Source organism: Clostridium sp. DJ247 (assembly GCF_014231265.1).
In genome coordinates this window covers 19,469-32,038 of record NZ_JABAIW010000032.1, presented here as the reverse complement: position 1 = coordinate 32,038, position 12,570 = coordinate 19,469, and the positions used below count along the sequence as shown (strand labels likewise).

Here is a 12,570-nt window from a genome sequence, read left to right as displayed (position 1 = left end):
CCACCTCCCTTAACCATATTTCATTTAGTTACATTGTTGACAACATATATATAAACCCATATAAATTTTAATTTACCATAATTGATTATATATTTGATTATTATTAATTATTGGTTAAATTTTCATGATTTTAAAATTCAAACAAATCTTTTCTCTAACAAACTATAAGACCACGCTAATAATTAGCGTGGTCTTATAGTTTGTAATATTTAGTTTTCTTTGCTGGAGTAATCCACTTAATTCTTTCATTCAAAATTAAAACAAGAATAGAGTTTATAGTATCTATTGATTTTGCGGCAAATGTATCAAACCTTCCAAGGAAAGCAAGTGTTCCAAAGATAATATTATATAAATTTGCTATTTTAATATTTTGGTCAATGTTATTGTAAGCTGCCTTAGATAATATTATTAAATCACTTAATCTGTTAGCATTCTCTTCAAAGATAACACAATCTGAATTCAACTTAATTTTATCACATGATGAATCTGCAAAGCTTACACTTACATCTGCAGCTCTCATAGCTAATACATCATTTACTCCATCTCCTACCATCATAACAGTATTATAGGATTTTTGTTCTTCTATAATTTTAAGTTTTTCTTCGTAATTGCAGTTGACATACATATTTGTTATTTCTAGTTCATCTGAAACATACTTAGCTTTATCATAATAATCTCCTGTTAACATAGATATATTAGTTATACCATTAAGTTTCAGTTGATTAATCAATTCATAAGTACCTTCTCGTATAGTTTCCTGCATTTCACTCATGTTTCCATTGGTCAGTGTACCTGTCTTATCAAATACTATACTATCTGTATTAACAATTTTTTCAAAAGTGTTAGGATTTCTCAGATATATATGGTATTTACTTAATAAGTAGATATAATTGCTTATCCCTGTACTTAGAGCTAATTGTGATGATGCTGGACATAAAATAAGTATTATTGATAAAGCATCTAACATATTCCCTGTAAATAAATAACTTATAGTTGCTAACCCTAGTGAAAAAGGTACAATACCATTTTGGAATTTAACAACCTTTTCATTTAAACGCAGACTTTCAAAAGGAAGATCATTTTTATTAAATATTTCAGGTATTCTTTGAACACAAACTTTTAGCTGTCCAGATAACACTATCATTCCTTCGTACACTTTGTTTTTTTCTTGTATTGCTGATACAATAGGTTGGCCTGTATAGTAAAGATTATTAACAACAGCTTTTCCCTCCAAAACTTCCCCATCTACCGGAACCACTTCACCTTTATTTACAGATATAATATCGCCTACTTCTAATGATTGAACTAATGTTAACATTTCGTCACCATTGTTTGTAATAATCCAAGCAGTATTAGGAGGTTTAACCATACTATGTTTTAATAATCTTTCACACTTTAACTCTGCAGATAACTTTATATAATCACTGAAATCAACTAATACAATTAAAAATAAACCTTCTGTACTTTCCCTTAAAATAGTAAAGGATACCGCAGCTAGCCGTAAAAGCATATCAGAATGCAGATGTATACGCTTTGTAAACTTATTATAGATACTCTTAAGTAAAGGATATCCTCCCATAATTGTAATAAGAGAAGCTGCTTCCAACATTCCTATACTGCTGCTAAGAAAAAACTTACCAAATACAAAATGTTTAACTTTCAAAAATAGATAAATTAAGCTAGATAATATAAATTTAGTCTTAACTTTTTCTTTTCTTTTTTTAGTCTTATAATATAAATTATAAGACTTAAAAGTTTCAGTATTATAATTAATATCAGAAGTTAAAACCTGTTCAATACTATTTTTAATTAATTCAAGATTGGTCTTTTTTTCGTCATACACCACCAGTATAGTACCCGTATTGTAATTTACATCACTATATTTTATTCCATATAAGTTTTCCATATACATATCAATATACTCTGCTAATTGCTTGTTTCGGTAGGCTTTATTACTTTTAAATCTTACTCTTCCAGGCAGTACACTTAATTCCTTCAATTTTAGAATCCAGCCTCCTTAATAAGTATTAAAGGTTATCAACTTTTTTAGATACATCCTCTAATTGTCTTTTTAACTCTGTTATCCTGCGAACTGCATTTCTCTGCTCTTCTTTTAGTACTCTTAATTCATCATGTTTATCTTTTTTTATTTCTATGTTATATATATTAGTCTCCTTTTTTATCTCTTTGGATATTTCATTAATAAAAGTTCTTGTATTTTCTCCAATTATAATTACATTTTTTACAATCTTTCTAGTAACAGGCTTTATGTTTTTTTTTACTTTAGGATAGAGTTTAGAGCCTAACAAACCTAAACCGACGCCATATAAAAATCTCTTGTTTATCACAGCTAAGTATCCTCCGTGGAAATTTACGGTGATTAATGGTTAAACATTAATGACCTCATCATACGTTTATATAGCTTTTTATTATTTGTTCTTTCAAACTCACAAAAAATCAAGTCACCTAGATTTTTTATTGAGTTAGACCATACGGACATTATTTCTTCTTCAGATGAGGGATTATTTTTAATCTCTTCTAAACTAAAAGCTAATAAATCCTGTAGAAGCTCTTTTACTTTATTTAAATTATCATTTATTAATATCACATTAGATGAATTGTTTGTGTTATTTCCCATATATAAGCTCCTTATGCATAATTTTATAATCTGGTAATTGATTATGATTTATATAAGATCCTTTGTTATTTTTTTCAAAAAACATAAATTTTAATTTTATTTTCAAAGTCATGAGTAAAATATTTAAACCATAAAAAATTGTGGAATATAATGGCGTTGAATAATTCAATACTGCTAATATCATTCCTAATGTATTTAAAGCTATAGCAGTATTTTCAGTCTGAACATTCACTTCCCTACAGAAATGACTAAACTTTACTATTAAAGGCAGTTTATCAATATCAGTATACTCAAGATTTATATCTGCTTTTAATAGGTTTAACCTATTATTTTTATATACACATATAATTAAGTCATAACATGAGAATTCATAGTTTTTTTCAAAGAATTCATCTGTAGTTATTAAAGTAATAATATCATCTGAATTATTACTTATTAAACCTTGTTTTTGCTTTTCTATGTTATCAATATTTAATACATTTATTCCCAAATAATAGCTAATATAATTTATAATGCTGTTTGTACTATCTCCAATTATAAATATATTGTTAATTCCTAAAATCCTTATATCATTTACAATAGATTCAATTGTATTATTAATTGGGTTGTCTAATTCACCCAATATTATTAGCTTTTGTATATCATCTTTACTTAAATGTGAACCTATTACGTTCTGTTTATTTAATTTACTCTGAAGAATATCATTTTCTATTAACAGAGCATTAGTATCACTAAGAAAGCTTAACAAATCATTATTTTTTAAATAGATATTTTTTTGCTTTAACTTAGCTGACCCATAATAATAAGAAGTTGCCCCTATAGCAAACAAAATTCCAGGATAACCCAAGATCAGTGTAGAAAGCACTTTATTAATGCTGCTTGTAAATAAAAATATTATACTTGATAAAACTACTGAAATATTTAATATTTTTTTAGAAAGCAAATATTCATTTTTATATATTTTTTCAGAATACTTCCTTTTAAACAATGATATAGGATTTAGCGTGTTAAACATAATCTTAACTAGAGACTCTTTATTTATATCTTCAGGAATAATTAATTCTTTTCTGTAATTTAATGCTTCCTGTATTACAACAATTAATTTATCTTCACATATACATTTTGTATCGTAATATATAAGTACATTTCCTGTATTTATACTTATACGGACAGATAACACACAATTAGACTTAGTCAACATATTCCTTATATGGAATGCCATTTGTTCATTCCTCAGTAACCCCCATATGCTAGCTCTAAGTCTTCCTGGAAGCGATGAAATGATCTTTACCTTACTAAGCCTTGAATTAACCATCTTATACTTTATTATTCATTCATTGCAGCCATTTGTTTTCTTTTACGCTGATATTGTGCTTCTGCCACAATATCTTCAAATCCTTCCTTAAATCCGCATGTTAGTTCCGTAGTTTTATCTACTACTGAAAAAACCGATCCTATAGTGCCTACTGCTAGCTTTCGTAAAGGATTAAATATTATTTTTTTTACTGAAAAATCTATTTTCTTATCTATGATATCATTATCTAAATCCTTATCACTTCCATTAATGTTATCAAGTTTAGCTAATATATTTTCCACATTTTTACTAACTTGTTGAAAATTATCATTCATAGTTTTCATGCTATTTTTTAAATCTGATTTATCATTTTGCAAATCTTGTATTTGCGCACTTAGATTAGTATACTTTTGTTGAAGATCATCTAATTCTAACTTTATTTTCATTTGTAGTTCTTCAATTTTAGTTGAAGAATCCTTATTGTTATTAGATACATTTTTTAGTTCTCCTACTTGTTTTTCATCGTTATTGTTATTCATTTGTACATCAATCTCCTTCTAAAATTGTAATAATGTATATTATGTACAAAATTTTTTTTATAATACTTTAAAACAATAATTTCTACTACATAATTTTGGCAGCGTAATACTGCTAACATTTATATTTAAGGTTTTACAGCCATAGACAAAAAGAAATCCTCAAATTTCTCCAAGGATTTCTTTTTTATAAGTTAACTTTTATATGTTGAATGCATCTAAATAGCTGGTAAATTCTATGTTATTAGTATATTTAATTAAATTATGCAGTTGATGATGCAGCATGAGTGTCTTCAATGTAATTTATGAATAAAATGCAAGCTTTTATTAATTCATTTCTTAAACTAATCTTTGTACTTATCAAAAAACCTTCTATTTGCTTAAATATAAGTTCCTGATGCTTTCTTTTGGTATTTTCTAAATTATTCTTATCCAATATTTTTTTACCTGATATATTTCTTTTTAGTGTATTATTTATAATCTTATTATAACATACCCCATCCAATATACGTGAAATAGATGAATCTATAACATCTTCACAAAGCTTTGTTGTTATCTGTGTAACTCTAAAGTTTTCAATTGTTTCTTTTAGGAAGTCATTAGCGTAGTTGTTTTCATCTAAATCTATATATAAATCAGTTAAATGAAAATAGTCTGCATTTTTTTTAATTTCTATGTTAACTTTTAATATTATATTTTGTATAAGTTCTGTAATTTCTTGAGAAGATAACACTTGTTCCTCAAAGACTTCCTTGCCATGCAATGATAAGCTTTTAGATACAGCAGCAGAATAAGCATGAGCAGATTTTATACATGCAGAGAAAAATATGTCTAATTCTTTTTCTATAAGTAAGATACAAAACCTTTCAAGTTCACTAGTATAATTTGGAGCATATACATACAAATTTTTCATGATTATCTCCTTTTCGTTAACTGTGCTTGTATAAAAAGTATCTTATGAAACTCAAGTTATATAAACATGCCATTAACAATCCTTATGTTATCTCCTTAAGGTAAACTAGCTATAAAGCAATTGTTAACTTCATGTTAATTGTTAACGAATAATTTAATCTTTTTAGGAAAACATATTTAGATAATTTCTATAGTAAATATAATATTTCGTAAGTTTTATGGGAAGGTGATGACAAAGTGCTTCATACGCTTGATAACAGAATTAAAAATAATAAATATAATTATGAATTCTTATACAAGAGAACAAGAATACCTATTAAATCCGTTTATAGAAATGAGGTTATGGCAGAAAAAATAACTAAATTTATCCTGTCCATTGTGGGTGTAAAATCTGCTAAAGCAAATACTATAACTGGTAAGGTACTGATTTTATTTGATGAAGATGTAGTATCGGAGAGATCTATTGAAAAACAAATCAACATTTATATAAAAAAATCCAAACTAACCTATAACTCTAATATAATTAAAATTAATGATATGTATGAGGAAACAGCTCTGCCAATCGCCTTTGAAGCTGTCAACGTATCAGTACCTTCTGATATTCCATCAGCCAATAGTGAGACAGTATGGCATTCAATAGATAAAAATCAAATTGAATCTATACTTAGAACAGATTTTCATGAAGGTTTAACTAATAAAGCAGCGTCAGAGAAGATTAAGGAAGTTGGGTTAAATGTAATTTCAGAGAAAAAAAGAGGTTCATTTATTTCTAAATTTCTAGAAAATCTCAATGATTTTTCAGTAAAGTTACTTTTAGGCGTCAGTGCCGTTTCTTTTTTCTTGGGTCAAATTCCAGATGCTATAGCTGTACTTGGCATAGTATTTATAGAAACTATACTTGGAACCGTTCATCAGTATAAAGCAGAAAAGTCCATGTATTCTTTAAAGGATATGCTTGTACATAAGGCTAGAGTTCTCAGAAATGGACAGGAAATTTACATAGATGCTAAACATCTAGTAACTGGTGATGTTATTTTAGTAGAATCAGGTGATAAAGTTCCTGCTGATGCAAGAATAATTGAATGTTATGATTTAAAAACTACAGAAGCTTCACTTACTGGTGAGTCTACTCCTATAGTTAAGTCAGTTGATATCTGCAATAAATTTACTGAACTTGGAAGTAGATACAACATGTTGTTTATGGGTACTGATGTAATATGCGGAAGAGGAAAAGCGATTATTATAGCTACTGGAATGAATACTGAGATTGGTAAAATTGCAGCGATGCTTCAAAATATACCACCAGAAGCAGCACCACTTCAAATAAAAATGCAAAACTTTATAACAAAGCTAACTAAGCTATGCTTAATTCCTTGCGCTGTCATGGCTGGTACTGCTTTGCTTTTAGGTGGAAATTTTGCTCAAGTGTTAACTATGACAGTAAGTTTCTCAATAGGGGCTGTGCCAGAGGCTCTTCCTGGCATTGTAACACTTGCCATGGCTTTAGGTGCTCAAAGAATAAGTCAGCATAATGCAATTGTAAGAAAGCTTACTTCAATAGAAACTTTAGGTTCCACTAATGTTATTTGCTGTGATAAAACTGGAACACTTACTATGAATGAAATGACAGTAAAAAGAATTTACACAGACGGATGCCTATATGATGTAACCGGTTCAGGCTACAATCCAGAAGGGCAAATTGACCTTATGGAAGGCGATCCGACCAAAAGATCTAGTATGAGAAATTTATTAACTGCAGGAGTGCTTTGCAATAATGCATCTTTATTAAAAAATGATAGTAAGTGGACGGTAGAAGGAGATCCTACCGAAGGTGCTTTGATAACTGCTGCCCATAAACTAGGCTTAGATGAGCATATAATAATAGAAGCTAATCATCGTTTAAAGGAAATTCCTTTTGATAGTTGTAGGCGCTTTATGACAGTAGTTGTAGAAAACTCAGATGATACAATAGCTTACTGTAAAGGTGCTTTAGATTGCGTTATAGAAAAGTGCAAAACTATATATGAAGATGGAACTGAAAGATTGTTAACATCAACGGATAAGGAAAAATTATTATCTATATGTGATGAAATGGGTGAAGATGCTCTTAGAGTTTTAGCTTTTGCATACAAAAAGTTAGGTAGCAAAGGATCTGGAGATATTGATAATAATTTTGTTTTTCTCGGGATCATAGGAATGGAAGATCCTCCAAGGGAAGGTGTAAAAGATTCTATACAAAAATGTCACAGTGCAGGTATTAAAGTGGTAATGATTACTGGTGATCATAAGAATACTGCTTCTGCTATAGGACGAGAACTAGGTTTATTAACTAATGGGTTGGTCTTATCTGGAAATGAGCTTGATGATATGACTGATGAGGAACTTGATTCTAAAATTCAAAGAACACAAATTTTTGCAAGAACCTCACCGGAACAAAAACATAGAATAGTAAAGGCTTTTAAGCGATTTGGGTATGTGGTTACCATGGCAGGTGATGGAGTTAATGATGCACCGGCCATAAAAGAAGCTAATATAGGTATAGCTATGGGAAGCAACGGCAGTGATGTGGCTAAAGATGTTGCATCAATAACTCTTGTTGACGATGATTTTTGTACCATAGTAAAGGCTGTTGAAGAAGGTAGAACAGTAAATAACAATATAAAAAATTCTATGAGATATTTATTAGCAGGTAACCTTGGTGAAGTAATAGCTATTGCTTTAGCATCAGCTATATCCAGAACTTTACCACTTGCCTCTATTCAAATATTATGGATAAATGTAATTTCAGAAGGCATCTTAAGTTCTGCCTTAGCTGCAGAACCTTCAAGTGAAGATGTTATGAAGTATCCTCCAATAGGAAGAGATGAACCATTAATTAGCAAAAGCACAGGTTCTGAAATTATTAGAAAAGGTGCTGGAATAGGCTTAATAAACTTTGCAATATTTCAAGGGTCTATGATGTTAGGTGTTGGTCTAAATAAAGCGAGAACCTTAGCTTTTTCTCATATGATTTGTTCTCAACTTGTGAACATATATGACTGTAGAAGAAATAAGTCAGGGCTACCTAATAGATATATAAATATTGCGGTTGCTTCTTCTATGGCTATGCTGCTAGGTACAATGTATTTGCCATTCTTAAGTCCGTACTTTGGAACACAGGCATTGACACTATTAGATTGGGGTGCTGTAGCAGGAATGTCTATGCTTAGTAGAGTATAGACATGGGGCTGTAGTATGAAATTGTAGACACTTTTTCCTTAACTTTATTTTAAAGTGTTTGGTTTTTAGTGTCTACAATTTTACAATATTCATTTCATTCTATTAATTATATATATCAGAAAACTCTATTTTAATCTTTTCTACCTTGGTATCACTCTCAAAAGTACTAAGCTCAAGATTACTTTCATCTTTAGGTAATATATTTACAGGAAGCTCTACTTTAAATTCACTTCCTTTATCTATATCACTTTCTAATCCAATAGTTCCATTATGTATGGCGATTAATTCCTTAATTAATGAAAGACCTATCCCACTACCTTCTCTATTTCTAGATAAAGATTTGTCCACCTGAACAAATTTTTCAAATATAGAAGATTGTTTCTCAATAGGTATTCCTATTCCTGTATCTTTAACAGATATAACTACACTGTTTATCTTGTCATATATTTTAACTTCTATGCTTCCACCACTAGGAGTAAATTTTATAGCATTAGATAACAAATTCAGTATAATTCTTTCCATAGCATCTAGATCAAAAGCCATAACTTTTTCTTCTATTTCCGTATCGAAAGTAATGGAAATCCCTTTACTTTCCACATAATCAACAACTGATTGTACAATATTTTCTACAACATTTACTATATCATTATTTTGAAAATGTGTAGAAAAATGACCAGCATCAATCTTTGTTATGTCTATAAGATTATTTATAATTCTAAGTAATCTATAACAGTTTTGTCTCATTATAGCTGTATACTTTTCTGAACTTTTATCTTCTGCCTTAGCTATACCATTTTTTAATTCTATAACTTGAAGAGCACTAAAAATTAAATTTAAAGGAGTTCTTAGCTCATGAGATATATTTGAAAAAAAATTAGTTTTTAACTTATCATAATATCTAAGATCTTTAATGAGCTTTTCATTTTCTTCATTTTGCTTATGTTCTGTTATATCACGACCTAATAAAACCAATCCTTTACGAGTTCCATCATCATTAAATAAAGGTATTCTTAAAGTATCATAAATTTTATTGATTTTTTCTTTTTTATCCCATATAACTTCTTCACTTCTATATATAAGACCTTTTTCCCATGCCTTTTTATCATTACTTTCAAAGTTTTCTAACAGTTTCTTTGATGAAAGTGACACATTAGTTAACTCATGAATATACTTATTTTTATAATCTTTTTTTCTTACATTTAATAATTTTAAAGTTGCATCATTTACTTCAAGAAACTTATCTTCATGATTTTTGAAATAAATTATATCAGGCGTAGAATTTATCAATGTACTTAATAAACTCTCATTATCAGACAATAATCTTTCAGCCAATTTACGTTTGTATATATTAAGATATAAAAAAATTGCTCCTAAAACAGCTAAAGATGAAATAATAATAAAAATATATAAGGCTTGTCTTTTATCAATATAAAAAGATTTTGGAGGTTCATTGACTATCACTGATCCTTTAGGTAAAGCTTTTAAATCAATGTGGAACTTTTTTAGTTGTATGTAATTAAATTCATATCTATGTGATGTGTCTTCAGTAACAGGTATATTAGAAGCCTTTTCGCCACTTAATATTCTTAAGGTCAAATTACCTATACTTTTCCCATAATCACTACCATTTGTAATCACCCCTCCTATGCTTTGTTTATTAATATCTAAGTACATTCTAGAGTACATAGGTGTAGGATAATCCTTAAAGATCATATCTGAAGCTGTTATCCTTGAGATAGGTTTACCATTGTTGTCTTTAAAATCTGCACTAAAATAAATAACAGTATCCTTAGGTAAATTATTTATTTCTTTTTTAAGTTTTAAAATATCTCCTTCATCAGAAAATAAAAAATTCACTTTGTTTTTATATAAAGGTACTAAACTCTTAATAAGATTTTTCTGAGTTATTCCTTCTGCAGTTTTATCTGTAATTACAAAAATTTGTTTAGTATTTGGATGAAGTTTTAAAGCAACATCAAGAGTGTTTTTTATATCTGGATTCTTTGTTATTCCTGTAAAAAGTGGGTGACCATTAAGTATAGACTTATCAAGATAAGTTACTCCACCAAATACAACCGGAGTATTTGGAAATAAATTATTACCATATTTTATCATGAAATTAAATGCAAAATTAAATGAATTATTGTCTAATGTGATGACAGCATCAAATTTAGTATTTTGAAATTTATATTTATATAAATTATAAAGTTGTTGAGAATAGTCATTTAGAGAATTACTATTGGAATCCATGTATTCAATGCAAACATTTATATTTTTTTTACTTTTTATAAACTCTGAATTTATTGAAGATATAATTTCATTCTCCCAGCCTATTGCTTCAGTTCCATCTACAAAACTATTTTGATTACCTTTTGACTGTAAAATTAGTACATTTTTTTGAGTTTCACTCTCAGCATAAACAGGTCTTTGAAAGAAGATAACAAGTGTAATAAAAAATATAAGTAAAATACCTTGTATTATGTATTTACTATGATTCATGATAGTTAAAACCTCCTGAAATGTTAGGTATTTTTTATTTTAGCGCAGTTCCTTTTTATTGAAATTTATTCTTTTTGTTACAAGTTATGTATATTTATTCTGTATATAATACAAATTTCCTTCTTAAAGGTTTAAAAAAATGGAAAAATTACAATTTGGAAATTGGTTGTAAATTCTTGAATATATTTCATAGAATTAAATCTGTTGTTTAGTGAAAAATAACATTACAAATGAAAGGAGGCGTTTTTTATGACAAAAGAGTTAAAATCTGAAACTAATAATGAATGGGCATCAGTGCCTGAAGAAAAACCTACTATTAAAACAGGTGGTGTTAGCAAAAAGCCTAAAACTGCTACAGATAACCAATAGACCACAACTGCTAAAAATAATATTAACGAAAAATAGTAATGCACTATATTTGGTTTATATAAAAAATAGTATTTTTTTGTGTCACTCTCAAAAGGACTAACGTGTTCTATACAATCGCACAAAACATTAAAAAACCGCTTAAACACTACGTTCTGGCGTTTTTTCTTGCTCTGGTTTCTTTTTGTCGGGCTGTTTTGCTTTGGGGTGTACGGCATCATGGTAGCGGTCAAGGACTTCCTGTTTCCGTTCCAGCCGCACATCAACGTACCGGGCGGTGACAGCTTCAAAGTTCATAGAGAGCCCAAGAGAAGCGCCGATCCCGGCAAGTGTATGACCCAGCATTTCACCGACCGTATAAAAGTCGCCGGTCAATTGGTGCATGTTTGTAGCTGCTGTATGCCGCAGGTCATGAAAACGGATATGAGGCATTTCCAGCTCTTTCAGTAGCTTTCCGAACCCAGAGGAAATCCAGTTTGCGGCTTGCGGCGCACCATTTGACTTTGATACAACAAGGTCATTGTCATAATAGGGCTGTCCTTGCTTTTCGGCGCTTTCTTTGCAGGCGGCTTGAAATGCAAGCTGCTTTTCAAAGAATGGTCGGGCTACCTCCGTAATGGGCAACCTGCGACCATTGGATTTTGGCGGTGCCATTTCTTCAATTACCATCGTTTTGGGAGGTACTCTAAACGGCAGCTGTTCCATCACATCAAAGGTGTTGTTCTCCAGATCGACATTGCGCCAACGCAGCCCTAAGATTTCAGAGCGCCGCATACCATATAGGCCGCCTAAAGTAGAAATTGCAATAAATGCGTCCGCAAGGATAATTAACTTTTTGCGATCATATCGATCTACCCAAACTCCAGCGAACAAGGATATGCAGACCTGAGGTAAGAATGAACAAAATGTTGATAGTGTGACCATAACTCCTGAAGAAGTTGTTTTTGCGATGTACCATATGATTGCAAACTGTACGAGGGAAGACCCAAATAGCGTAATCCCTTGGCTTATAAAAAAGGCTGTTATTTTTTTCTTTCAATCTAATTGAGTCTCATTTTTCCCACTCATGTATTTCCTCCTGTTTATCTATAAACTATTACCTTTAC

The 12,570-nt window shown here is 29.7% G+C and carries 9 protein-coding genes; 1 reads left to right on the top strand and 8 read right to left on the bottom strand.

Annotated elements, in window-relative coordinates; all coding sequences use genetic code 11:
- Positions 1-193: 193 nt before the first annotated feature.
- The 6 genes from HGI79_RS13585 to HGI79_RS13560 all read right to left on the bottom strand — a co-directional run bounded on the left by HGI79_RS13585 (position 194) and on the right by HGI79_RS13560 (position 5,381).
- A complete protein-coding gene (locus HGI79_RS13585) occupies positions 194-1,999 on the bottom strand; it encodes an HAD-IC family P-type ATPase (protein WP_185651233.1) in 1,806 nt (601 codons plus the stop codon).
- Between the two features lie 28 nt (positions 2,000-2,027).
- Positions 2,028-2,348: a hypothetical protein gene (locus HGI79_RS13580; RefSeq protein ID WP_185651232.1), complete on the bottom strand. Its 321-nt coding sequence runs from the start codon at positions 2,346-2,348 to the stop codon at positions 2,028-2,030.
- Positions 2,349-2,380: 32 nt separating this feature from the next.
- Positions 2,381-2,638, bottom strand: a complete 258-nt coding sequence (locus tag HGI79_RS13575) for a hypothetical protein (protein ID WP_185651231.1) — start codon at positions 2,636-2,638, stop codon at positions 2,381-2,383.
- Positions 2,628-3,953: an HMA2 domain-containing protein gene (locus HGI79_RS13570; protein ID WP_185651230.1), complete on the bottom strand. Its 1,326-nt coding sequence runs from the start codon at positions 3,951-3,953 to the stop codon at positions 2,628-2,630. Before HGI79_RS13570 ends, HGI79_RS13575 begins: the two co-directional genes overlap by 11 nt.
- An 11-nt stretch (positions 3,954-3,964) precedes the next feature.
- Positions 3,965-4,471 carry a hypothetical protein gene (locus HGI79_RS13565; RefSeq protein WP_185651229.1) on the bottom strand — a complete coding sequence of 169 codons (507 nt, stop codon included), beginning with the start codon at positions 4,469-4,471 and terminating at the stop codon, positions 3,965-3,967.
- Between the two features lie 259 nt (positions 4,472-4,730).
- Positions 4,731-5,381, bottom strand: a complete 651-nt coding sequence (locus tag HGI79_RS13560) for a hypothetical protein (protein ID WP_185651228.1) — start codon at positions 5,379-5,381, stop codon at positions 4,731-4,733.
- 236 nt (positions 5,382-5,617) lie between these two features.
- Between HGI79_RS13560 and HGI79_RS13555 the strand changes: the two genes are divergently transcribed.
- Positions 5,618-8,599, top strand: a complete 2,982-nt coding sequence (locus HGI79_RS13555; protein ID WP_313885215.1) for an HAD-IC family P-type ATPase — start codon at positions 5,618-5,620, stop codon at positions 8,597-8,599.
- Positions 8,600-8,701: 102 nt separating this feature from the next.
- Here HGI79_RS13555 and HGI79_RS13550 read toward each other — a convergent pair whose 3' ends face one another.
- On the bottom strand, positions 8,702-11,098 hold the full coding sequence (locus HGI79_RS13550; RefSeq protein WP_185651227.1) for an ATP-binding protein: 2,397 nt from the start codon (positions 11,096-11,098) through the stop codon (positions 8,702-8,704).
- Between the two features lie 507 nt (positions 11,099-11,605).
- Positions 11,606-12,490: a tyrosine-type recombinase/integrase gene (locus HGI79_RS13545; protein ID WP_185651250.1), complete on the bottom strand. Its 885-nt coding sequence runs from the start codon at positions 12,488-12,490 to the stop codon at positions 11,606-11,608.
- Positions 12,491-12,570: the final 80 nt, after the last annotated feature.